Genomic DNA, 21,387 nt, shown 5'->3' with positions numbered 1-21,387 from the left:
CGAATCGGGAATTCCGTCAGGAGGAGGAGGTTCGGGAAACAGGTGCAGGCGCCGCGTCCGTCTCGGCGACCACGAACGACACCGCATAGTCGCGTTCGTCGCTGACCGTCACGCGCGCCGTGATGCCGCGGGCCGCCAGCCAGTCGGCCAGCTCGCCCGACGCGACCACGTACGGCTCGCCGCTCGGATGGTTGAGGGTCTGCAGCGCACGCCACGTCATCGGCCAGTGCATGCCGAGCCCGATCGCCTTCGAGAACGCTTCCTTCGCGGAAAAGCGCGTCGCGAGGAACGCGATGCCGCGCGCCTCGGAGCGGGCGCGGCGCGCATGGAACACGCGCAGCTCGTCGGGACCCAGCACCTTCTCGGCAAACCGGCCGCCCGTGCGTTCGAGCACGGCCGCGATGCGGCTCACCTGGGCGATGTCGGTACCGATGCCGTAGATCGCCATGTCAGTACGCGCCGGTACGACCCGGCCGGGCCGGGTCAGGCATGACGCGCGACGCGCGGCGGCATGCCATCTTCAGCGCGCGCCGCCATGCAGCGCGGCAACGCGTGCGGCGACCATGATCGCCTTCATTTCGCGCACCGCGTTGTCCCAGCCCGCGAAAATCGCGTGCGCGACGATCGCGTGGCCGATGTTCAGTTCGACGATGCCGTCGATCGCGGCGATCTGCTGCACGTTCGTGTAGTGCAGGCCATGACCGGCATTGACCTTCAGGCCGAGCTGCGCGCCGGCCTGAACGCCCGCGACGATGCGCTCGTATTCGCGCTGCTGCTCGGCTTCGTCGTGCGCTTCGGCGTAACGGCCCGTATGCAGCTCGATCACCGGCGCGCCCGCTTCGTGCGCGGCACGGATCTGCGTCTCGTCCGGATCGATGAACAGCGACACGCGCACGCCCACGTCGGCAAGCTGCTTGCATGCCGCACGCACGGCCTCGAAGTGGCCGGCGACATCGAGACCGCCTTCGGTCGTCAGTTCCTCGCGCTTCTCGGGCACGAGGCACGCGTCGTGCGGACGCACTTCGCAGGCGATATCGAGCATCTCGGCCGTCACCGCGCATTCGAGGTTCATGCGCGTCTTCAGCAGCGGACGCAGCTTGCGCACATCCGCATCGACGATGTGGCGGCGATCCTCGCGCAGGTGCAGCGTGATCGCATCCGCACCGGCTTCTTCGGCGGCGAGCGCCGCGCGGATCGGATCGGGATAGGTCGTGCCGCGCACATTGCGCAGCGTCGCGACGTGGTCGATGTTGACGCCGAGGTCGATGGCGGTGGGCGTGGTCAGGAAGAAGCTCATAGGTTTTGCAGGTCGATCAGGATCTGACGCGTGGCAAGCGGCGTGCCGCCGAGATAGGTGTTCAGCAGGAAGCGCATCAGCGTCTTACTTTGCGCAACCGTCTGGGCTCGATGGTAATCGTCCTGCTCCATATCGAGCAACGTCTGTCCGGAAATGACCGGCCAGTGCGACGGGACTTCGTCGTCCGCATTGCGCACGCCACGCTCGGGATCGAACACGTAGCGACGATCAGGCTCGACCGCGCGGCGCGCGACCGTGCGGTTCAGCGCCATCGCGTAGCCGGTCTCGCGCAGCAGCACGCGCTCGAACGAGCGCAGCACCTGCACCGCGGGTTCGCCGTGCGCAAGGCGCGTGAGGGTCAGCACGTAATGATTGAAGAGCGGCGGCTGGGGATCCTCGCGTGCGCAGAATTTCACGAGCAGCTCGTTCGCGTAGAAGCCGCACAAGAGCCCGTCGCCGCCGAGCGGCAGCATCCCGCCGACCCACTCGGCGCCCGTCAGTGTGCGTACCTCGGATTTGCCCGACCAGGACAACAGCAGCGGCTGGAAGGTCTGCAGTACGCCGCGCAGCGCGGAATGCGGGCGCTTCGCGCCCTTCGCGACCAGCGCGAGCCGGCCATGATCACGCGTCAGCACGTCGATGATCAGGCTCGTTTCCCGATACGGATAACTGTGCAGCACGTACGCCGGCTGCTCGGCGACGCGGAAATCGGACGTGCGTGACGTCGCGCGCCGCGCCTTGCGCGGCGGTTCAGGCGGTGCCGGCAGCGGCGCGTCGTTCGCGCCGGCCGTCACCGCGTCTTCAGTCGACGTCAGCGCGTCATTCGTACCCATAGGCGCGCAGCCCCGCCTCGTTGTCGGCCCAGCCGCTCTTCACCTTCACGAAGGTCTCGAGGTACACGGGGCCGTCGAACAGCTTCTCCATGTCCATCCGCGCTTCGGTGCTGATCTGCTTGAGCTTCTCGCCCTTCTTGCCGATCACCATCGCCTTGTGCGAATCACGCTCGACGAGGATCGTCGCGAAGATGCGCTTCAGGCGCCCTTCTTCCTCGAACTTGTCGATCAGCACGGTGCTCGTGTACGGCAGTTCGTCGCCGGTCCAGCGGAACACCTTCTCGCGCAGGATTTCGGCTGCGAGGAAACGCGAGCTGCGGTCGGTCAGCTCGTCCTCGCCGTAGATCGGCTCGCCTTCCGGCAGGTACGGCTTGATCGTGTCCAGCAGGCGCTTGATGTCTTCCGGCTTCTGCGCCGACAGCGGCACGAGCTCGGTGAATTCGCGCAGCTCGCTCACCTTCTGCATGAACGGGAACAGCGTGGCCTTGTCGTTCACGCGGTCGATCTTGTTCGCGATCAGCAGCGTCGGCATGCCGGGCGGGATCAGGTCGAGCACCTTCTGGTCGTCGGGGCCGAAGCGGCCGGCCTCGATCACGAACAGGATCACGTCGACCGACGTGAGCGTCGACGTGACCGCACGGTTCAGCGAACGGTTCAGCGCGGTGCTGTGGCGGGTCTGGAAACCCGGCGTGTCGACGAACACGAATTGCGCGTCGTCGAACGTATTGATGCCGGTGATGCGGTGGCGGGTCGTCTGCGCCTTGCGCGACGTGATGCTGATCTTCTGGCCGACGAGTGCGTTCATCAACGTCGACTTGCCGACGTTCGGGCGGCCCACGATCGCGATCATGCCGCAACGGAAACCGGTAGGAGCGGGAGTGTTCATATCGTTTGGGAGACAGGTTCGGAAACGGCCGCGCGGCGCGCGGCACGATCGATGGGCAATTCAGTGGTCGGCATCGGCCACGCGCGCCTGCGCGGCGGCGAGGCTCGCGCCGCCCGGCGGCGTCTCGGCATCCGGTGCCGCGGCGTCGCGTGTGCGCGCAGCCGCACGCGAAGCGGGGTCGGTACCGGCGGAAGACTTGTCGGCGGACGACGATGCCGGATCGGCGGCCTGGCCAGCCGGCTTGTCGGCTGCGCGTGCAGCGGGCACGGCTTCCGCGGCCTTCTCCGCGACCTTGTCGGCTCGCTCGGCCGGCTTGTCGACAGCCTTGTCGGCCGCCGGCTTCGCCGCCCGTTCGCCCTTTTCCGCCGCCGCGTCGACATGCGCCGCGCGAATCGCGGCCATCGGCGCCGCGGCCGTCTCGGTGCCGGCCGGAGCGGTTGCCGCAGGCGCCGCACCGGCCGCCCTCGCCTCGCGCGCCGCCGCGCGTTCCTTCCGCTCCGGCGAGCGCAGGTCGAGCGCTTCCTGCACGCCCTTCACGCCCGGCACGATTTCAGGTTCGACGTGTTTCGACCCGCGCGCGTTTTTCGAGCGCTTCGGCTTCGCGGCCAACATCGGCGCGGCCGCCATCACTTCATCGAGCGCCTTCTTCGCGGCAGCCTGCTCGGCTGCGCGCCGGCTCGCACCGGAGCCCGACACCTTCACGTCGAGCTTCGGCACCGTGCATTCGACTTCGAATTGCTGATTGTGCGCCGCACCATGCGTCGCGACCACCGTGTAGGTCGGCAGCGCGATCTTGTGCCCCTGCAGGTATTCCTGCAGCAGCGTCTTCGCGTCCTTGCCGAGCGTGCGCGGATCGATATGGTCGAGAATCGGGATATAGAGGCGCTTGATGACCCCTTGGGCGGCTTCGAAGCCGCCATCGAGGAATACGGCCCCGATGATGGCTTCGAACGCGTCCGCGAGGATCGACGGGCGGCGGAACCCGCCGCTGCGCAGCTCGCCCTCGCCGAGCCGCAGTCCGTCCGAGATATTCAGGGCCTGAGCAATTTCGTACAGCGACTGCTGTTTGACGAGATTGGCGCGGACGCGCGACAGATCGCCTTCGTCCAGCTTGCTGAAACGCTGGAACAAAAGGGCAGCCACCGCGCAATTCAGAACGGAATCGCCGAGAAACTCGAGCCGTTCGTTGTGCGTGGCACTGTGACTACGATGGGTCAAAGCCTGGCGCAACAATTCCGCATTGCGAAATTCGTAGCGCAGCCGGCTTTCCAACTGGGATGAGGGCATGTGCAGGAGTATAACGCGGGCGCCCGGTCGGGCCGAAACGGCACGGCCGGACGCGAAAAGGCGTGACGAGGCGGTGTTACCGCCGGTGCTTAAAGTAGTTCGGCACTACGCGACGCGGCCCGTGCGTCGCGTAGTGCGAGTGAGTCGATTGCGATCAGTTGAAGGAACCGATGCGCTTGAGGTCGCTGAAGTTCATCCAGATGAAGAACGCGCGGCCGACGATGTTCTGGTCCGGCACGAAACCCCAGTAGCGGCTGTCCGCACTGTTGTCGCGGTTGTCGCCCATCATGAAGTAGTGACCGGGCGGCACCTTGCAGATCACGCCGCGGCTGTTGTACGTGCAGTTGTCGCGAAACGGATAGTCGTATGCGCCCATCACGAACGGCGGCACGGCCGGGTTGTTGAGGATCGCGTTCTTCTTGTTGCCGATCGTTTCCTCGAACTGCTTCGCGTAGTTCTGGCGCTCGTCGTCGAAGAAATCGGGCAGCGGCGTTTCGGGCACCGGCTGGCCGTTGATCGTGAGCTGCTTGTCCTGGTATGCGACGGTATCGCCCGGCAGGCCGATCACACGCTTGATGTAGTCGACCGACTCGTCCTTCGGATAACGGAACACGACGACGTCGCCGCGCGACAGCGGGCTGCCCTGCGTGATCTTCGTGTTCGTGACCGGCAGGCGCAGCCCGTATTCGAACTTGTTGACGAGGATGAAATCGCCGACGAGCAGCGTCGGCACCATCGAGCCCGACGGAATCTTGAACGGCTCGACGACGAACGAACGCACGACGAACACCGCCAGGATCACCGGGAAGAAGCTCGCCGTGTACTCGAGCCACCACGGCTGGCGCAGCTTCTCGTCACGCAGCTTCGAACGCGTCTGCACCGCGTTTTCATCCGCGAAGCGCTTGTCGATGCGCGACTGCTGGCGATCGAACTCCTCGATCGCCGAGTCGGCCGCCTTGCGACGCTGCGGCAGGAACACCAGTTTGTCCAGCACCCACGCTACGCCCGTCAAGATGACGAGCACAAAAAGAATCAGCGCAAAATTCATAAAAGGATCAGTCCTGTTATTTGTCTTCGACGCGCAAGATCGCAAGGAACGCTTCCTGCGGGATCTCGACCGAGCCCACCTGCTTCATTCGTTTCTTGCCTTCCTTCTGCTTCTCGAGCAGCTTCTTCTTTCGCGTGATGTCGCCGCCGTAGCACTTCGCGAGCACGTTCTTGCGCAGCGCCTTGATGTTCTCGCGTGCGACGATGTGCGCGCCGATCGCGGCCTGGATCGCCACGTCGTACATCTGGCGCGGGATGATCTCGCGCATCTTCGCGGCCACTTCGCGGCCTCGGTATTGCGACTGCGAACGGTGCACGATGATCGACAGCGCATCGACCTTGTCGCCGTTGATCAGCATGTCGACCTTCACGACGTCCGACGAACGGTACTCCTTGAACTCGTAGTCCATCGACGCATAGCCGCGCGATACCGACTTCAGGCGATCGAAGAAGTCGAGCACGATCTCGGCCATCGGGATCTCGTACGTGAGCTGCACCTGGCGGCCGTGATACTGCATGTTGATCTGCGAGCCGCGCTTCTGCTCGCACAGCGTGATCACCGAGCCCACGTAATCCTGCGGCATGTACAGGTTCACGGTGACGATCGGCTCGCGGACTTCTGCGATGCGGCCCGGCTCCGGCATCTTCGCCGGGTTCTCGACCATGATCGTCGAGCCGTCGCTCTGCACGACCTCGTAGACGACCGTCGGTGCGGTCGTGATGAGATCCATGTCGAACTCGCGCTCGAGCCGCTCCTGCACGATTTCCATGTGCAGCAGCCCGAGGAAGCCGCAACGGAAACCGAAACCGAGCGCCTGCGACACTTCCGGCTCGTACTGCAGCGAGGCATCGTTCAGCTTCAGCTTCTCGAGCGATTCGCGCAGCGCGTCGTACTGGTTCGCCTCGACCGGATACAGCCCCGCGAACACCTGCGGCTTCACTTCCTTGAAGCCCGGCAGCGGCTCGGCGGCGGCCTTGGTTGCGTGCGTGACGGTGTCGCCCACCTTCGCGGCCGTCAGCTCCTTGATACCGGCGATGATGAAGCCCACCTGCCCTGCCGACAGCGAGTCGAGATTGCGCGACTTCGGCGTGAACACGCCAACGTGCTCGACCGGATACTGCGCGCCGGTCGCCATCATCTTGATTTTGTCCTTCGGGCGCAGCGTGCCGTTGACGATGCGCACCAGCATCACGACGCCGACGTAGTTGTCGAACCACGAATCGATGATGAGCGCCTGCAGCGGCGCGGCCGGGTCGCCCTTCGGCGGCGGCACCTTCGCGATCAGCGACTCGAGCACGTCCTCGACGCCGAGGCCCGTCTTCGCGCTGCAACGCGTCGCGTCGGTCGCGTCGATGCCGATCACGTCCTCGATCTCCTCGATCGCGTTCTCGGGGTTCGCGGCCGGCAGGTCGATCTTGTTCAGCACGGGAACGACCTCGACGCCGAGCTCGATCGCCGTATAGCAGTTCGCGACGGTTTGCGCCTCGACGCCCTGGCTCGCATCGACGACCAGCAGTGCGCCTTCGCACGCGGACAGCGAACGGCTGACTTCGTACGAGAAGTCGACGTGCCCCGGCGTGTCGATCAGGTTCAGGTTGTAGACCTTGCCGTCGCGCGCGCGATAGGACAGCGCGGCAGTCTGCGCCTTGATCGTGATGCCGCGCTCGCGCTCGATATCCATCGAGTCGAGCACCTGCGCTTCCATTTCACGGTCGGCGAGGCCGCCGCATACCTGGATGATGCGATCCGCGAGCGTCGACTTGCCATGGTCGATGTGCGCGATGATCGAGAAATTGCGAATATGATCCATTCAGTGCCGATCAAGCGAAAAAGGCGCGCTCGACGACTGCAGAGCACGCCTTGTGTAAGTCGGTGAAAAAACAGCTTATTTTAGCCGAAAAGGCCTTTGCCGGGCGGTATTTCCAACGCCGGGCCAAGCCCCGTGCGAAACGACACCCGCCATCGGCAAGTCAGGCTCGGCGCCGGGCCGCCAGCGCGTCGCGCACCCGCGCGTCGTCGAACCGGTGGCGGCATACCTCCGCCCCGTCCAGCAACAGTACGGGCACGTCCTCGTCGTAGCGGGCGACGAGTGTCGGATCGGTGTCGATGTCGACGTAATCGACCGCGACGCCGAATTCGGCCGCCACCGGCGCCAGTGCGTCGCGCAGGTCGTCGCACAGGTGGCACCAGCCGCGGCCGTAGAGCGTGAACATCGGCGCGTTACTTCTGGCGCGGCCGCACGGGCACGAACTGCGTGTTGTCGCCACGCCGCACCAGCACCGCGACCGCCTTCTGCGGATCGAGCTGCGCGGTCACGTCGGCGAACTGCTTCGCGTTCGTGATGTCGGTGTCGCCGACGCGCAGCACGATGTCACCGCGCTGCAGGCCCGCACGGGCGGCCGGGCCGTCGACGCCGTCGATCTGCACGCCGTTCTTCAGCTTCAGCGTCTTCATCTGCTCCGCCGTCAGGTCGCTGACCGTCAGACCGAGCGAATTGGTCTGGCGCGGCTTCTGCGGCGTGTTCTTGCGCTGCTCGGCCTTTGCCGTCGTTTCGGCCGGCGTTTCCGCGATCGTGATCGGCAGATCGCGTGCCTGACCCTTGCGCCATACGCTGACCGTCGCCTTCGTGCCGGGCTTCGTGTCGCCGACCATGCGCGGCAGATCCGAAGCCGTGTCGACAGAACGGCCATTGAACTTCAGGATGATGTCGCCCGGCTGGATACCCGCCTTGTCGGCCGGGCCACCCGGCTCGACGCTGCTGACGAGCGCGCCCTCGGCCTTCGGCAACCCGATCGAATCGGCCACGTCCTTCGTCACCTCGCCGATCGCCACCGCGATCCGGCCGCGCGTGACCTTGCCCGTCGCCTTCAGCTGGTCGGCCACGCGCATCGCCTCGTCGATCGGAATCGCGAACGAGATGCCCATGAAGCCGCCGGTACGGCTGTAGATCTGCGAGTTGATGCCGATCACCTCGCCCTGCATGTTGATCAGCGGGCCGCCCGAGTTGCCGGGGTTCACGGCGACGTCGGTCTGGATGAACGGCAGGTAGTCACCCGTATTGCGGCTCTTCGAGCTGACGATGCCGGCCGTGACCGTGTTGTCGAGGCCGAACGGCGAACCGATCGCGACGACCCACTCGCCAACGCGCACCTTGTTCGAATCGCCGATCGCGACGACCGGCAGGTTCGACGCCTGGATCTTGACGACAGCGACGTCCGTGCGATCGTCGACGCCGATCAGCTTCGCCTTGAATTCGCGCTTGTCGGTCAGCGTCACGTAGATGGTGTCCGCATCGTCGACGACGTGCGCATTGGTCATCACGTAGCCGTCGGCCGACACGATGAAGCCCGAGCCGACGCCGCGATTCTGTTCGGTGTCGGGCGGATTGTCCGGCGTCGGCGCGTTCTTCGGATTGCCGCCGCCATTGCCGCTACCGTTGCCCGGCGCCTGCGGCAAAGGAATGCCGAAGAAGCGGCGGAAGAATTCCGACATGTCGCCGTTGTCGAAGCCCGGCGGAAGCATGCCGCGCGGGCCGCTGCTCGTCGGCACGTTGGCGGTGGTCCGGATGTTCACGACGGCCGGCCCGACCTTTTCGACCAGATCGGCGAAGTCGGGCAGACTGGCAGCGGGAGCCGTCACCGCAAACGCGGTATGCGGCACGAGCGGCAGGCAGGCAGACAGCGCCGCCGCCGCGAGCCATTTGCGCAGCGCGAGTTTCATCATGTCGGAAGCCGTAGCGTTACTTGGAAGCCTTGTATTCTATGGCAGACGCGAACTGCTGCAACGTAGCCGGCGGCACTTCTCCGAGTACGGTGATCCAGTAGTCGCCACGGCGCTTCACGAGCACGTTCGTTGCGCCGGTGCTGCCCGCGCCTTCCTTGCGCGTATTCTTTTCGGCCGGCTCGATGAAAACCGAGATCGTCGCGAGACCGTCGGTGAAGACGGCCTGATCGACCGGGATCGGCGGCTCGCCCGCGTCGCGCGCGGCCATCGGCCGGCGCACTTCACGAATCTTCTGGAAACCGGCCACGCTCGGGGCAAGCTGCCAGCCCTGCGCTTCCATGTCGACCGTCGCGACCGGCGGCCGCACGACCGTCCAGCCGCTCAGGTTGCGCATGCCGGCCGCGATCGCGGCCTTGTCGCCGCTTGCACCGCCCGTCTGCAGTTGCGAGAACGCGATCTGCTCGAGCACGTGATCGTTCGCATCGAGCGTCTGCGAGCGCAGCAGCAGCCCCGTGCGCGCGTCCGCCCACAGCTTGTACGTGAAACGGTACGCATCCTTCGGCACGAGTTCGACGACCTGCGCGTCGATCCCTGCCACGCGGTCCTTGCCGAGCGACTTCGCGTCGTAGACGGACATCACGTGCTCGCCGCTCGCGCCGAGCAGCGCGGGGAACGAGTCACGCGTCTGACGGCGCTCGACCACGCACAGCTTGCGCTCGGGCACGAACGTGTACAGCTCGTCGTTATGTCGCAGCAGCTTGCGCGGCTTGCCGTCGAGCGTCTCGATGCGCTCGAACTCGCCGTCGCGGGACGCGACGTGCGCGATGCGCGACGACTGCACATACCCGCCGCGCTGGTAGACGAACGTGCCTTCGTAGCTCTGCTGCTGCGCCGCTTGCTGGACGCGGTCGAGCCAGTCGGCGGCACCCTTGCGGGTCGCGACGGGATCGTCCGGTTGCTGGGCGCTGGCAGGAAGGGATTGAACGGACAACAGGGCGGCTGCGCAAAGCAGGAGGGCCGGCAGCCGCTTCCATCCGGAGATGGCGTGATTCAACTGCAATGTCCGCATCGGGTTTATTGGCCTGGCGTGGTGGTCACGGCAGCGCGGATCAGCGGCATCGAACCCGTGACGACGGGCTGCTGCGCGAATTGCTGGTGCGCTTCAAGATATTGGTCGAGGCTGGCGTCGCGGATGATGTTGACGTCCTGCAGGCCCGGCTGGGCCGATGCCTGCGCAACCGTCACGCGCTGCAGGTTGCCGCCTTGCGGCGCACCGGCCGACGCGACCTGGACGGCGCCCGGGGCACCGGCCGTCTGCATTTGCGGGACGACGATCCACGTCAGCGTGGCCGCTGCGGCAGCGACCGCGAACGCGGGCACGACGCGCCGGCGCAGCGACAGAAGCTTGCGCGCAACGGGTGCGGCCGCCGGCGCGAGCAGGTGCGGCTCGCTTTCGAGCGCAGCCGACATGCGCGCGGTGAACGCCACGCTCAGCGCGGGCGACAGCGCGAGTTCGTCCGAGCGCAGCGCATCGCCGATCAGGTGGTAATGGGCCCACGTGGCGCGATCCGCGCGGTTGAGCTCAGCTAGAAACTGCCCGTTGTCCGGGCCCTCGAACATTTCGCCGTCGACCAGCGCGGAAAGGCGCTCGCCGCGCGAGCACGCTTGCGACTGCGTATTGACCGACCCCATGATGCTCCCCATCTTGCACACCCCGTCGTGACATCACGACTCTAACCGTAACTAGACCCCGACCCGCGTCGCTCCGCCTGTCGCGCTTACCAGCGCTTGCCTTCGGGCGTATCGAGCAGCGGACGCAATTTGGCAGCGATTGCCTCGCGTGCGCGGAAGATCCGCGACCGGACCGTCCCGATCGGACAGCCCATCATTTCCGCGATCTCTTCGTAGCTCAGGCCCTCGATCTCGCGCAGCGTAATTGCCTGGCGCAGTTCTTCGGGCAGCAGAGCCATGGCAGCGTTGACCGTCTCGGCAATCTGCTTGCTCATCAACATCGACTCAGGCGTGTTGATATCCCTTAGTTGGTCTGCGTCGGAGAAAGTTTCCGCTTCCTCCGCATCGGCCTCCGTCGAAGTCGGCGCCCGGCGGCCTTGCGTCGCAAGGTAGTTCTTCGCCGTGTTGACGGCAATTCGGTACAACCACGTATAGAACGCCGACTCGCCGCGGAATTGCGGCAGCGCACGATACGCCTTGATGAACGCGTCCTGGGCCACATCCTCGACCTCGGCGGGATCCCGCACGAGGCGCGAAATCAGCCGAATGATCTTGCGGTGGTATTTGGAGACCAGGAGTTCGAACGCTGCCTTGTCGCCCTTCTGTACGCGCTCGACCAGAGCCTGATCGATTTCTTTTTCACTCACCTGACAAATCCGTTAACTAGGGATGCAACGCGGAGCGCTATTGTAGCGTTCCCGCGCCGGCCGCTGGTTACGGTAGGTAACCGTGCCGCCGTCAAACCCGCCCCGCCGCGCCCGCCGTTCTCGCCAGCACGGACAGCGCGCTGAACGATGCGGCGTCGAGCGCATCGGCCGGAATCAGCAGCGGCCGGGCCCGCCGGGCGCCCTGCCCGACCGACAGCACCAGCAGCAGGCTGCTCCAGTGCGCATGCCCCGTCACGCGGCCGCGTGCCAGCAGGCGCCCGGTGCGGCCAAACGCCGCGACTTCCCCGAATGCATCGATCTGCAACTCGGCCGGCAGCCGGCGGGCACAGGCCCGCGCAGCGCACACGGCCAGCAGCGCGGCCGTCACGGCTGACACGCCTGCGCCGACGGCCGCGCCCGCGCGCGGCGCCCAGAACAGATAGGCCGACGCGGTAGCCGACGCGACGAACACGGCCAGCACGAAATACGACACGGCCGAGGCCCGCAACGCAAAGCGTTGCGGGCGCCCGGCCGGAGCATCGAATGGACTCGTCAAGCGATTGCGGCGTCAGACGCGCTTGAACACCAGCGTGCCGTTGGTACCGCCGAAGCCGAAGTTGTTCTTCACGGCAACGTCGATCTTCATGTCACGCGCTGTGTTCGCGCAGTAGTCGAGATCGCACTCCGGGTCCTGGTTGAAGATGTTGATGGTCGGCGGCGACACGTTGTTGTGCAGCGCCAGCACCGTGAACACCGATTCGAGGCCGCCCGCGCCGCCCAGCAGGTGGCCCGTCATCGACTTCGTCGAGTTCACGATGAGCTTGTACGCATGCTCGCCGAAGGCCGCCTTCACCGCGTCGGACTCGTTCTTGTCGCCCAGCGGCGTCGACGTGCCGTGCGCGTTCAGGTACTGGACCTCGTCCGCGTTCACGCCGGCGTCGCGCAGTGCCGCGACCATGCAGCGGCGCGGGCCGTCCATGTTCGGCGCGGTCATGTGGTATGCGTCGCCCGTCATGCCGAAGCCCGAGACTTCCGCGTAGATCTTCGCGCCGCGCGCCTTCGCCGCTTCGTACTCCTCGAGCACCATCACGCCGGCACCCTCGCCCAGCACGAAGCCGTCGCGGTCCTTGTCCCACGGACGGGATGCGCTGGCCGGATCGTCGTTGCGGGTCGACAGCGCACGCGCTGCCGCGAAACCGCCGATGCCGAGCGGCGACACGGTCGATTCGGCGCCGCCCGCAACCATCACGTCGGCGTCGCCGGCCTGGATCAGGCGCGCTGCGAGGCCGATGCTGTGCAGGCCGGTCGTGCAGGCCGTCACGGCCGCGAGGTTCGGGCCCTTCAGGCCGAACATGATGCTCAGGTGACCCGAGATCATGTTGATGATCGAACCCGGCACGAAGAATGGCGAAATCCGGCGCGGGCCGCGATCGACGTAGGTCTGGTGCGTATCTTCGATCATCGGCAGGCCGCCGATGCCGGAACCGACCATCACGCCGATGCGTTCCGCATTGGCTTCGTTCACTTCCAGCCCGCTGTCCTTGATGGCCTGGACGCCGGCGGCGATGCCGTAATGGATGAACGTATCCATGCTCCGGGCTTCCTTCGCCGGGATGTACTCCTCGGCGCTGAAACCCTTCACTTCGCCCGCGAAATGGCAGGCGAGGTTCGACGCATCGAACTTCGTGACGGTGGCGATACCGGACTTGCCGGCGACGAGATTGGCCCAGCCGTCGGCAACATTATTGCCAACAGGCGAAATCAGCCCCAGGCCTGTAACAACAACACGACGGCGGCTCACGGTAACCTCTTTTCCATTATTGGATGACAAAAACAAAAGCCACAGAGGCCACAGGAACCAGCCCTGCGAGCCCTGTGGCTGTTAGTCCGTCCGGCGCAAAGCCGGCAGGATGGCGCGTCAATCGCGAAGATCGCGGCGACGTGGCGGACAAGCGCGAAAGGCGCTTACGCCTTGACGTTTGCGCGAGCGTAGTCGATCGCTTGCTGAACGGTCGTGATCTTCTCTGCTTCTTCGTCCGGGATTTCCATGCCGAACTCGTCTTCCAGAGCCATCACCAGCTCGACCGTGTCGAGCGAGTCGGCGCCCAGGTCGTTCACGAACGAAGCTTCGTTCTTGATCTCGGCTTCCGCGACGCCCAGTTGTTCAGCGACGATCTTCTTGACACGTTGTTCGATGTTGTCCATTACCCCTCCGAGGGAAAGTTCAGATTTACAAGTGCGCGCATTTTATCAGGTTTGCTGACGCCAAAACGCGCGGTGGCTTGATGGTCGATCAAGCGCCGATCCGCCTGAAAAACGGGATACGGCGCGGATGGTAAACGAAAATCGTTACGACATGTACATGCCGCCGTTCACGTGCAGCGTCGTACCGGTGATGTAACCGGCTTGCGGCGATGCGAGGAACGCGACGGCATGGGCGATGTCTTCCGGGCTGCCGAGGCGGCCGAGCGGAATCTGGGTCTTGAGCGCGGCCTGCTGTTCTTCCGGCAGCGTCTTCGTCATGTCGGTGTCGATGAAGCCCGGCGCCACGCAGTTCACGGTGATGCCGCGGCTGCCGATTTCACGCGCAAGCGCACGCGTCATGCCCGCCACGCCGGCCTTCGCAGCCGCGTAGTTGACCTGACCCGGGTTGCCGGCCGAGCCGACCACCGACGTGATGTTGATGATGCGGCCGCCACGCGCCTTCATCATCGGGCGCAGCACCGCGCGCGACAGGCGGAACACCGACTTCAGGTTGGTGTCGATCACCGCGTCCCAGTCCTCGTCCTTCATCCGCATCGCGAGCTGGTCCTGCGTGATGCCCGCGTTGTTGACGAGCACGTTCAGCGCGCCGAATTCCTTCACGGTCGCGTCGATCAGCGCCTCGGCGGCTGCCGCGTCGTTGACGTTCAGCACCGCGCCGCGGCCCGTGACGCCCGCTTCCGCGAACGCCGCGGTAATCGCAGCGGCGCCCGATTCGCTCGTCGCCGTGCCGATCACCGTCGCACCCAGGCGCGCGAGTTCGAGCGCGATCGAACGGCCGATGCCGCGCGATGCGCCGGTGACGATCGCAACCTGTTTATCGAGAGTCTTGTCCATGAATCGAATATCCGTCTCTTGAGAAAAGGCGCCGCGTCAGGCGGTCACCAGCTTGAGTGCTTCGTCGAGCGAAGCCGGATCGAATACCGACGCGCCCGTCAGGTTGCCGTCGATGCGTTTCGTCAGGCCGGCGAGCACCTTGCCCGGGCCGCATTCGATCACGTGCGTGACGCCCGTGCCGGCGATGTGCTGTACGCACTCGACCCAGCGCACCGGGCCCGCGGCCTGGCGCACCAGCGCATCCTTGATCGCAGCCGGATCGCTGACCACGGCGACGTCGATGTTGTTGACGACGGGAATCTGCGGCGCCTTGACGTCGACGTTCGCAAGATAGTCGCGCAGTTGATCCGATGCCGGCTTGAGCAGCGACGAATGGAACGGCGCCGACACCGGCAGCGGCAGTGCGCGCTTCGCGCCCTTCGCCTTCGCGATCTCGCAGGCCTTTTCGACCGCGGCCTTGTTGCCTGCGATAACGACCTGCGCGGGCGCATTGAAGTTCACCGCTTCGACGACGCCCGCTTCCGCTGCTTCGGCGCAGACCGCGCGCACCGTGTCGTCATCGAGACCCAGGATCGCGGCCATGCCGCCCTGGCCGACCGGCACGGCCGTCTGCATCGCCTGCGCACGGAAGCGCACGAGCGGCACCGCGTCCTTGAACGCGAGCGCGCCGGCAGCGACGAGCGCCGTGTATTCGCCGAGGCTGTGGCCGGCGACGATCGCCGGCGCCGGGCCGCCTGCCTGCTGCCACGCGCGATAGCACGCATAGGCTGCGGTCAGCATCACGGGCTGCGTGTTGGTGGTGAGGCTCAGCTCTTCGGCCGGGCCTTCGGCGATCAGCTTGCCGAGATCCTGATTGAGTGCATCGGACGCTTCCTGGAGCGTCTCGCGCACGACGGCCAGATCGGCGAATGCGTTGAGCATGCCGACCGCCTGCGAGCCCTGCCCCGGAAATACGAATGCAAATTTCATATCGTCCCCAATTGAATCGATTCGGACGGCGCGCACGAATGGCGCGCCGATGGGATCCGCGCGCAGCAGTCGCGCGCCGCGGATCAGTAGCGGAAGACCGACGCGCCCCAGGTGAAGCCGCCGCCGACGCCTTCGATCAGCACGTGCTGGCCGCGCTGGATACGACCGTCGCGCACTGCGGTATCGAGCGCCAGCGGGATCGACGCGGCCGACGTGTTGCCGTGCTGGTCGACCGTCACGACCATGCGCTCCTGCGGCAGGCCGAGCTTGCGGCAGGTACTGGTCATGATGCGGATGTTGGCCTGGTGCGGAATCAGCCAGTCGATCTGCTCGGGCGCGAGATTCGCCTTCGCGAGCGCCTCGATCGCGACCTTCTCGAGCACGTTGACCGCGAGCTTGAACACGGCCTGACCGTCCATGTACAGGAACGCGCTGCCTTCGATCACGCCGCGATTGACGTTGCCTGGCGTGCAGAGGATGTGCGAATAGCTGCCGTCCGCGTGCAGCGCGCTGCCGAGCACGCCCGGCTCTTCCGATGCGGACAGGATCACCGCGCCCGCGCCGTCACCGAACAGCACGCAGGTCGTGCGGTCCTTGAAGTCGAGAATGCGCGAAAACGTCTCCGCGCCGACGACGAGCGCCGTGCGGTGCTGGCCGCTGCGGATGAAGCTGTCGGCCGTCGCCATCGCGTACGCGAAGCCCGAACACACGGCCTGCACGTCGAATGCCGCGCCGCCGTTCTTGATGCCGAGCTTGTTCTGCAGCAGGCACGCGGTGCTCGGGAACACGAAATCGGGGGTCGAAGTCGCGACGATGATCAGGTCGATCGACTGCGGATCGATGCCGGCGGCTTCGATCGCGCGACGCGACGCCTCGAGCGCGAGATCGCTGGTCGTGACGTCGGGTGCGGCGAAATGGCGCGCATGGATACCCGTGCGCGCAACGATCCATTCATCGCTCGTCTCGATGCCTTCCTTCGCAAGGCGATCGGTCAACTGCTGGTTCGTGACGCGGTCAGGCGGCAGGTAGCTGCCCGTGCCGAGCACGCGGGAATAGAGAGTCGATTGGGCCATTTATGCTTTAGAGGATTGCGCAGCGGAAGGGTCGGCGTGATGGCCTGCGGCGGGGCTTGCATGGCCCGCACCGCCCGCGTCGTGTTCGCCTTCGCCGAGCGACACTGAATTATCCGCCATCGCGCGCGCGAGGCGCTCCAGCACGCCGTTTTTGACGGCATCATACCCGCGTTTGATCGCCCACTCAAACGCGTAGGCATCGGCCGAACCGTGGCTCTTGATCACGAGGCTTTTCAGCCCCAGCAGCGCCGCGCCGTTGTACTGGCGGTGGTCGACGCGCTTCTTGAAACGCATCAGGACCGGCAGCGCGAGCAGCGCCATCAGCTTCGACATCAGCGAACGGCCGAACTCCTCGCGGATGATGTCCGACAGCATCTGCGCGAGCCCCTCGGACGTCTTCAGCGCGACGTTGCCGACGAAGCCGTCGCACACGATCACGTCGACCGTGCCCTTGTAGATGTCGTTGCCTTCGACGTTGCCGCGGAAATTGAGCGTGCTGGCACGCAGCAGTTCGCCTGCGCGCTTGATCGTCTCGTTGCCCTTGATCATCTCTTCGCCGATGTTCAGCAGGCCGATCGTCGGACGCTCCTTGCCTTCGAGCGCCGCCACGAGTGCGTGCCCCATTTCCGCGAACTGCAGCAGGTGCTGCGGCTCGCAGTCGACGTTCGCGCCGAGGTCCAGCATCATCGTGTAGCCGGTCGGGTTCGGCAGCGCGAACGCGATCGCGGGCCGCTCGATGCCGGGCAGCGTCTTGAGGACGTAACGGGAAACGGCCATCAGCGCGCCGGTATTGCCGGCGGAGATGCAGGCCTGTGCCGCGCCTTCCTTGACGTGGTTGAGTGCGACGCGCATCGAAGAATCCTTCTTCTTGCGCAGCGCCACTTCGACAGGGTCGTCCATCGCCACGACTTCGGTGGCGGGAACGATGGTCAGCGCGGGATCGTCGAGGGCTTTCAGCTTTTTCAACTGAGCGCGGATCGCGCTTTCGATGCCGACGAGCATCAGGTGCGCATCGGGATGCGCGCGGACGAACTTGACTGCTGCGGGAACGGTCACGGACGGGCCGTGGTCGCCTCCCATGCAATCGATTGTGAGCTTTACGGTCATGGAATGCGACGAATTTCAGGCACAAAAAAGCGGCAGTTGAATGCCGCCTTTTTGTTGAGCCAGGAAAGTGTCAAGCGAACCAGTTGTCACGCGAACGGCAAGCGTAGCGCGCAACGCGTGACTTGACGCTTAGTCGTTCTTCGTCTTGACGACTTTCTTGCCGCGGTAGTAGCCGTTCGGGCTGACGTGGTGACGCAGATGCACTTCACCCGTGCTCGGCTCGACTGCCAGCGGCGCTGCCGTCAGGAAATCGTGCGAACGATGCATGCCGCGCTTCGACGGCGACTTCTTGTTTTGCTGGACTGCCATGACTAACTCCTAAATAATTTTCCGGATTCTAACACAGCCCGATCCGGCGCTTAACTACCCTGGCCCAAAGCCTTTACGCCTTCCCGCGCCACAACTGCTTAGTGTTTCTTGGTGCCGTCACCGTCCTTCTTCAGCGCTTCCAGCGCTGCGAACGGATTCGGCCGTTTGCCTTCGTCCCCGGCTTCGTCGGACTCTTCGTCCGCCTCTTCCGCGGGACCGCTCGCACCCGACACGAGGCTTTCGTGAACTGCCGGGCAAACCTCGTGCTTGGGCACGAGCGGCAACGAAAGCAGCAACTCCTCTTCGATCAAGTCGACGAGATCGAACTGGCGTGAGCCCACGATCACATCGGCTTCATCGTCGTCGAGCGGAAATTCTTCAGCTTCTTCTTCGGTCGCGACGACCCGGTACGTCATGTCGACGTCGAACGTCTGGTCGTACGGGGTCATGCAGCGCTGGCACGTGAGCCACGCATCGCCGTGCACCGCAAGGCGCAGATACGGCTGCTGCCCGTCGGCGCCGTCGTCCTGCAATTCCTTCTGGGTGAACCCTTCCGCCTGCCATGTGAAGACCGTGTCGCGATCTGGCGCGTCCGCGGGCACTTCGTTTAACATGCGCGGCAGTTGCGAGAGGCGCACCGCACCCGCTGCCTGCCGCCCGCTGCGGGCGAACTCGAACAGGTCGATTGCATGCGGATCAAGCGCCGCAGCCGGTTTGCCAGAAGAAGTGTTCATATGCGCTCCTGCCTACAGGCTGACTTGCGAATCCGGCTTGGTACCGCTCGCGTACGGCTCATCCGCGGATGACGTACTTTACTTCCGAAGACCCGGCAGGCGCCACCACACGGAAGCCTGCCGACGAAAAGCGGGAAAGCATACCTGTTTTACCTTTTGCGGTCAATCACTTAAGCTTGCGTCCGCGCAACGCCGCACAACACCTGACGACTCACCGATCCAACCGACCATGCCGGATACCGTTTGCCGCCCGCCGCGGCTGATTCTTGCCTCCAGTTCACGCTACCGCCGCGCGCTCCTCGAGCGCCTCGGCATCCCCTTCGACGTCGTGTCGCCCGACCTCGACGAAACCCCGCACGACGGCGAAACGCCGGCCGCGACCGCCCTCCGGCTCGCCGGCGCGAAAGCGCGCGCCGTCGCCGCGACGATCGACGCGCCCGACGGCGTGCTCGTGATCGGGTCGGATCAGGTCGCGACCTTCGACGGGCTCCAGATCGGCAAGCCCGGCACCCATGAGCGCGCGCTCGCGCAACTCGTGTCGATGCAGGGCCGCGCAGTCGAGTTCCACAGCGCGCTCTGCCTGTACGACAGCCGGACGGGCGAAGCGCAGGTCGAGGACGTCGTCACGCACGTGCGCTTCCGCTCGCTGCCCGAGGCCGAACTCGACGCGTACCTGCGCGCCGAAACGCCGTACGACGTCGCCGGCAGCGCGAAGTCCGAGGGACTCGGCATCGCGCTGCTCGACGCGATCGACTCGAATGACCCGACCGCGCTCGTCGGCCTGCCGCTGATCGCGCTCACGCGCATGCTGCGCGCCGCCGACTATCCGTTGTTTGCAACCACCCGTGGAGACCGCGCATGACCGCCGGCACGCTTTACCTCGTCCCGAACACGCTCGGCGAAGGCGACGAATCGATGCTCGCGGCCGCCCTGCCCGCGGCCGTGCAGGCGCGCGCCGGCACGCTCGGCTATTACATCGGCGAGAACGCGAAGACGACGCGTGCATTTCTGAAGAAGATCGGCACGACGCGCCCGATCCAGGAAATCGAGATCAGCGAACTGAACGTCAACACGCCGGCCGGCGCCATCGACCGGCTGCTTGCGCCCGTGCTGGCCGGTGCGGACGCCGGCCTCGTGTCCGAAGCCGGCTGCCCGGCCGTCGCCGATCCCGGTGCGTTGCTGGTGCGCCGCGCGCACGAGCGCGGCGTGAAGGTGGTGCCGCTCGTCGGGCCGAGTTCGATCCTGCTTGCGCTGATGGCATCGGGCCTGAACGGCCAGAGCTTCGCGTTCAACGGCTACCTGCCGGTCGACGCGGCCGCGCGCGCCAAACGCCTGCGCGAACTCGAACAACTGTCACGCAAGGCGCGGCAGACGCAGATCTTCATCGAAACGCCGTACCGGAATCAGGCGATGCTCGACACGCTCGTCGCGACCTGCGCACCGTCGACGCAGATCTGCGTCGCGGCCGACCTGACCCTCCCGACCGAGACGATCGCGAGCCGCACCGTCACGGACTGGAAAAAGGCGCCTGCGCCGAATCTGCACAAGCGCCCTGCGATCTTCCTGCTGCTGGCGAACTGAACGCGGCAGGCGATCCGCCAGAGCCAGATGAACGGCAGGCCATCGCGACCCGCCCGCCTCCGGTCAGCGCAGGCTGACCGACGCGCCGCCGGCGGTCAGTGCCTTCATCGCGGCGCCGCCGACGGCCGCGCCGAACTTGCGCGCGACGCGGTTCGTCAGGCTTTCCTTCACCGTATAGTCGACGAGATCCGGCGCCTTCAGTACGTCACGCGCGACCGTGTCGGTCGTGCCGTAACCATCCGCCAGCCCGAGCTCGACGCTCTTCTCGCCGGTCCAGAACAGGCCCGAGAACATGTCGGGCGTCTCGTGCAGCCGCTTGCCGCGGCCATCCTTCACGGCCTTGATGAACTGCGCGTGCACCTGGTCGAGCAATGCCTGCGCATGCGCGTCCATCTTCGGCGTTTCCGGCGAGAACGGGTCGTAGAAGCCCTTGTTTTCACCCGACGTATGCAGGCGCCGCTCGACGCCGAGCTTGCCCATCAGCCCGGTAAAGCCGAACCCGTCCATCAGCACGCCGATCGACCCGACGATGCTCGCCTTGTCGACGAAAATCTTGTCGGCCGCGGACGCGATGTAATAGCCGCCCGATGCGCACATGTCGGTCACGACGACATACAACGGCTTGTCCGGATGCTTCGCGCGCAGCCGGCGGATCTCGTCGTAGACCATCCCGGCCTGCACCGGGCTGCCGCCCGGGCTGTTGATCCGCAGCACGACACCGGCCGTGCCGTCGTCGTCGAACGCGGCGTCGAGCGCCGTGTTGATGTCGTCGGCGTTTGCATTGACGCCGGCCGCGATCTCGCCGTCGATCGTCACGAGCGCCGTATGCCGCCCGCTCGACGAGAACTTCGAATCGCTCGAGAAATCGATCAGCGCGAACGCGAACAGCACGAATACGGCGAGGAACGCGAAGCGGAAGAAGATCTTCCAGCGCCGCGCCGCGCGCTGCTCCTTGACGGCCGCGAGCGCAATCCGCTCGAGCGCGGCACGCTCCCAGTTCGGTTCACGGCTATCGGGACGGGAGGAAGAATCCGGGGAATTCGGTTGGTCGGCCATGCAGGGT

At 65.6% G+C, this 21,387-nt stretch carries 24 protein-coding genes; 2 read left to right on the top strand and 22 right to left on the bottom strand.

The genetic code is table 11. The annotated features are described in order from the left end of the window. Window positions 1-16 precede the first annotated feature (16 nt). The 21 genes from acpS to CFB43_RS05620 form a co-directional block, all read right to left on the bottom strand. Window positions 17-448 (bottom strand): holo-ACP synthase, encoded by a 432-nt coding sequence (acpS, locus tag CFB43_RS05720; RefSeq protein ID WP_089494379.1) that lies wholly within the window; start codon window positions 446-448, stop codon window positions 17-19. 72 nt (window positions 449-520) lie between these two features. Further along, a complete protein-coding gene (gene pdxJ / locus CFB43_RS05715; protein ID WP_046545252.1) occupies window positions 521-1,297 on the bottom strand; it encodes a pyridoxine 5'-phosphate synthase in 777 nt (258 codons plus the stop codon). Then, on the bottom strand, window positions 1,294-2,130 hold the full coding sequence (recO, locus tag CFB43_RS05710) for a DNA repair protein RecO (RefSeq protein WP_011351416.1): 837 nt from the start codon (window positions 2,128-2,130) through the stop codon (window positions 1,294-1,296). The genes pdxJ and recO overlap by 4 nt, the downstream gene beginning before the upstream one ends. After that, a complete protein-coding gene (era, locus tag CFB43_RS05705; protein WP_006476493.1) occupies window positions 2,117-3,016 on the bottom strand; it encodes a GTPase Era in 900 nt (299 codons plus the stop codon). The genes recO and era overlap by 14 nt, the downstream gene beginning before the upstream one ends. A 60-nt stretch (window positions 3,017-3,076) precedes the next feature. Next, on the bottom strand, window positions 3,077-4,303 hold the full coding sequence (gene rnc / locus CFB43_RS05700; RefSeq protein ID WP_089494378.1) for a ribonuclease III: 1,227 nt from the start codon (window positions 4,301-4,303) through the stop codon (window positions 3,077-3,079). 154 nt (window positions 4,304-4,457) lie between these two features. Next, complete coding sequence (lepB, locus tag CFB43_RS05695; protein WP_027788005.1) at window positions 4,458-5,351, bottom strand: signal peptidase I; 894 nt, start codon at window positions 5,349-5,351, stop codon at window positions 4,458-4,460. 16 nt (window positions 5,352-5,367) lie between these two features. Next, window positions 5,368-7,161, bottom strand: a complete 1,794-nt coding sequence (lepA, locus tag CFB43_RS05690; protein ID WP_089494377.1) for a translation elongation factor 4 — start codon at window positions 7,159-7,161, stop codon at window positions 5,368-5,370. Between the two features lie 160 nt (window positions 7,162-7,321). After that, window positions 7,322-7,564 (bottom strand): glutaredoxin family protein, encoded by a 243-nt coding sequence (locus tag CFB43_RS05685; RefSeq protein WP_089494376.1) that lies wholly within the window; start codon window positions 7,562-7,564, stop codon window positions 7,322-7,324. Window positions 7,565-7,571: 7 nt separating this feature from the next. After that, on the bottom strand, window positions 7,572-9,074 hold the full coding sequence (locus tag CFB43_RS05680; protein WP_089494375.1) for a DegQ family serine endoprotease: 1,503 nt from the start codon (window positions 9,072-9,074) through the stop codon (window positions 7,572-7,574). A 16-nt stretch (window positions 9,075-9,090) separates the two neighbouring features. Beyond that, entirely contained in the window at window positions 9,091-10,143 is a 1,053-nt protein-coding gene (locus CFB43_RS05675) for a MucB/RseB C-terminal domain-containing protein (protein ID WP_059527587.1), read from the bottom strand. A 5-nt stretch (window positions 10,144-10,148) separates the two neighbouring features. Beyond that, on the bottom strand, window positions 10,149-10,766 hold the full coding sequence (locus CFB43_RS05670) for a sigma-E factor negative regulatory protein (RefSeq protein ID WP_089494374.1): 618 nt from the start codon (window positions 10,764-10,766) through the stop codon (window positions 10,149-10,151). Between the two features lie 86 nt (window positions 10,767-10,852). After that, window positions 10,853-11,452 (bottom strand): RNA polymerase sigma factor RpoE, encoded by a 600-nt coding sequence (rpoE, locus tag CFB43_RS05665; RefSeq protein WP_006490873.1) that lies wholly within the window; start codon window positions 11,450-11,452, stop codon window positions 10,853-10,855. Window positions 11,453-11,543: 91 nt separating this feature from the next. Beyond that, a complete protein-coding gene (locus CFB43_RS05660) occupies window positions 11,544-12,008 on the bottom strand; it encodes a hypothetical protein (protein WP_089494373.1) in 465 nt (154 codons plus the stop codon). A 12-nt stretch (window positions 12,009-12,020) separates the two neighbouring features. Next, complete coding sequence (fabF, locus tag CFB43_RS05655) at window positions 12,021-13,253, bottom strand: beta-ketoacyl-ACP synthase II (protein WP_089494372.1); 1,233 nt, start codon at window positions 13,251-13,253, stop codon at window positions 12,021-12,023. Between the two features lie 164 nt (window positions 13,254-13,417). Beyond that, entirely contained in the window at window positions 13,418-13,657 is a 240-nt protein-coding gene (gene acpP / locus CFB43_RS05650; protein ID WP_004197638.1) for an acyl carrier protein, read from the bottom strand. Between the two features lie 144 nt (window positions 13,658-13,801). Further along, window positions 13,802-14,551: a 3-oxoacyl-ACP reductase FabG gene (fabG, locus tag CFB43_RS05645; protein ID WP_006476504.1), complete on the bottom strand. Its 750-nt coding sequence runs from the start codon at window positions 14,549-14,551 to the stop codon at window positions 13,802-13,804. Window positions 14,552-14,587: 36 nt separating this feature from the next. After that, complete coding sequence (fabD, locus tag CFB43_RS05640; RefSeq protein WP_089494371.1) at window positions 14,588-15,520, bottom strand: ACP S-malonyltransferase; 933 nt, start codon at window positions 15,518-15,520, stop codon at window positions 14,588-14,590. An 83-nt stretch (window positions 15,521-15,603) separates the two neighbouring features. Further along, complete coding sequence (locus tag CFB43_RS05635; protein ID WP_027788011.1) at window positions 15,604-16,593, bottom strand: beta-ketoacyl-ACP synthase III; 990 nt, start codon at window positions 16,591-16,593, stop codon at window positions 15,604-15,606. Beyond that, window positions 16,594-17,700 carry a phosphate acyltransferase PlsX gene (plsX, locus tag CFB43_RS05630; RefSeq protein WP_089494370.1) on the bottom strand — a complete coding sequence of 369 codons (1,107 nt, stop codon included), beginning with the start codon at window positions 17,698-17,700 and terminating at the stop codon, window positions 16,594-16,596. Between the two features lie 129 nt (window positions 17,701-17,829). Next, complete coding sequence (rpmF, locus tag CFB43_RS05625) at window positions 17,830-18,009, bottom strand: 50S ribosomal protein L32 (RefSeq protein ID WP_006051932.1); 180 nt, start codon at window positions 18,007-18,009, stop codon at window positions 17,830-17,832. A 98-nt stretch (window positions 18,010-18,107) separates the two neighbouring features. Beyond that, window positions 18,108-18,743 carry a YceD family protein gene (locus CFB43_RS05620; protein WP_089494369.1) on the bottom strand — a complete coding sequence of 212 codons (636 nt, stop codon included), beginning with the start codon at window positions 18,741-18,743 and terminating at the stop codon, window positions 18,108-18,110. A 229-nt stretch (window positions 18,744-18,972) separates the two neighbouring features. Between CFB43_RS05620 and CFB43_RS05615 the strand changes: the two genes are divergently transcribed. Further along, window positions 18,973-19,605 carry a Maf-like protein gene (locus CFB43_RS05615; protein ID WP_089494368.1) on the top strand — a complete coding sequence of 211 codons (633 nt, stop codon included), beginning with the start codon at window positions 18,973-18,975 and terminating at the stop codon, window positions 19,603-19,605. Beyond that, a complete protein-coding gene (locus tag CFB43_RS05610) occupies window positions 19,602-20,324 on the top strand; it encodes an SAM-dependent methyltransferase (RefSeq protein WP_089494367.1) in 723 nt (240 codons plus the stop codon). The genes CFB43_RS05615 and CFB43_RS05610 overlap by 4 nt, the downstream gene beginning before the upstream one ends. 63 nt (window positions 20,325-20,387) lie before the next feature. Here the strand turns inward: CFB43_RS05610 and CFB43_RS05605 are convergent, their stop codons facing one another. Next, on the bottom strand, window positions 20,388-21,380 hold the full coding sequence (locus CFB43_RS05605) for a S49 family peptidase (RefSeq protein ID WP_089494366.1): 993 nt from the start codon (window positions 21,378-21,380) through the stop codon (window positions 20,388-20,390). Window positions 21,381-21,387 lie beyond the last annotated feature (7 nt).

The sequence above is a fragment of the Burkholderia sp. AU15512 genome, assembly GCF_002223325.1.
Taxonomy (GTDB): Bacteria; Pseudomonadota; Gammaproteobacteria; order Burkholderiales; family Burkholderiaceae; genus Burkholderia.
The sequence above is the reverse complement of the archived record's forward strand: the minus strand, read 5'-3'. Positions and strand labels throughout refer to the sequence as shown.

What these genes read in the sequence shown, in the direction of transcription:
- acpS (WP_089494379.1), bottom strand. Translation starts at nt 448, where the DNA reads ATGGCGATCTACGGCATCGGTACCGACATCGCCCAGGTGAGCCGCATC.
- pdxJ (WP_046545252.1), bottom strand. Translation starts at nt 1,297, where the DNA reads ATGAGCTTCTTCCTGACCACGCCCACCGCCATCGACCTCGGCGTCAAC.
- recO (WP_011351416.1), bottom strand. Translation starts at nt 2,130, where the DNA reads ATGGGTACGAATGACGCGCTGACGTCGACTGAAGACGCGGTGACGGCC.
- era (WP_006476493.1), bottom strand. Translation starts at nt 3,016, where the DNA reads ATGAACACTCCCGCTCCTACCGGTTTCCGTTGCGGCATGATCGCGATC.
- rnc (WP_089494378.1), bottom strand. Translation starts at nt 4,303, where the DNA reads ATGCCCTCATCCCAGTTGGAAAGCCGGCTGCGCTACGAATTTCGCAAT.
- lepB (WP_027788005.1), bottom strand. Translation starts at nt 5,351, where the DNA reads ATGAATTTTGCGCTGATTCTTTTTGTGCTCGTCATCTTGACGGGCGTA.
- lepA (WP_089494377.1), bottom strand. Translation starts at nt 7,161, where the DNA reads ATGGATCATATTCGCAATTTCTCGATCATCGCGCACATCGACCATGGC.
- CFB43_RS05685 (WP_089494376.1), bottom strand. Translation starts at nt 7,564, where the DNA reads ATGTTCACGCTCTACGGCCGCGGCTGGTGCCACCTGTGCGACGACCTG.
- CFB43_RS05680 (WP_089494375.1), bottom strand. Translation starts at nt 9,074, where the DNA reads ATGATGAAACTCGCGCTGCGCAAATGGCTCGCGGCGGCGGCGCTGTCT.
- CFB43_RS05675 (WP_059527587.1), bottom strand. Translation starts at nt 10,143, where the DNA reads ATGCGGACATTGCAGTTGAATCACGCCATCTCCGGATGGAAGCGGCTG.
- CFB43_RS05670 (WP_089494374.1), bottom strand. Translation starts at nt 10,766, where the DNA reads ATGGGGTCGGTCAATACGCAGTCGCAAGCGTGCTCGCGCGGCGAGCGC.
- acpP (WP_004197638.1), bottom strand. Translation starts at nt 13,657, where the DNA reads ATGGACAACATCGAACAACGTGTCAAGAAGATCGTCGCTGAACAACTG.
- fabG (WP_006476504.1), bottom strand. Translation starts at nt 14,551, where the DNA reads ATGGACAAGACTCTCGATAAACAGGTTGCGATCGTCACCGGCGCATCG.
- fabD (WP_089494371.1), bottom strand. Translation starts at nt 15,520, where the DNA reads ATGAAATTTGCATTCGTATTTCCGGGGCAGGGCTCGCAGGCGGTCGGC.
- CFB43_RS05635 (WP_027788011.1), bottom strand. Translation starts at nt 16,593, where the DNA reads ATGGCCCAATCGACTCTCTATTCCCGCGTGCTCGGCACGGGCAGCTAC.
- plsX (WP_089494370.1), bottom strand. Translation starts at nt 17,700, where the DNA reads ATGACCGTAAAGCTCACAATCGATTGCATGGGAGGCGACCACGGCCCG.
- rpmF (WP_006051932.1), bottom strand. Translation starts at nt 18,009, where the DNA reads ATGGCAGTCCAGCAAAACAAGAAGTCGCCGTCGAAGCGCGGCATGCAT.
- CFB43_RS05620 (WP_089494369.1), bottom strand. Translation starts at nt 18,743, where the DNA reads ATGAACACTTCTTCTGGCAAACCGGCTGCGGCGCTTGATCCGCATGCA.
- CFB43_RS05615 (WP_089494368.1), top strand. Translation starts at nt 18,973, where the DNA reads ATGCCGGATACCGTTTGCCGCCCGCCGCGGCTGATTCTTGCCTCCAGT.
- CFB43_RS05610 (WP_089494367.1), top strand. Translation starts at nt 19,602, where the DNA reads ATGACCGCCGGCACGCTTTACCTCGTCCCGAACACGCTCGGCGAAGGC.
- CFB43_RS05605 (WP_089494366.1), bottom strand. Translation starts at nt 21,380, where the DNA reads ATGGCCGACCAACCGAATTCCCCGGATTCTTCCTCCCGTCCCGATAGC.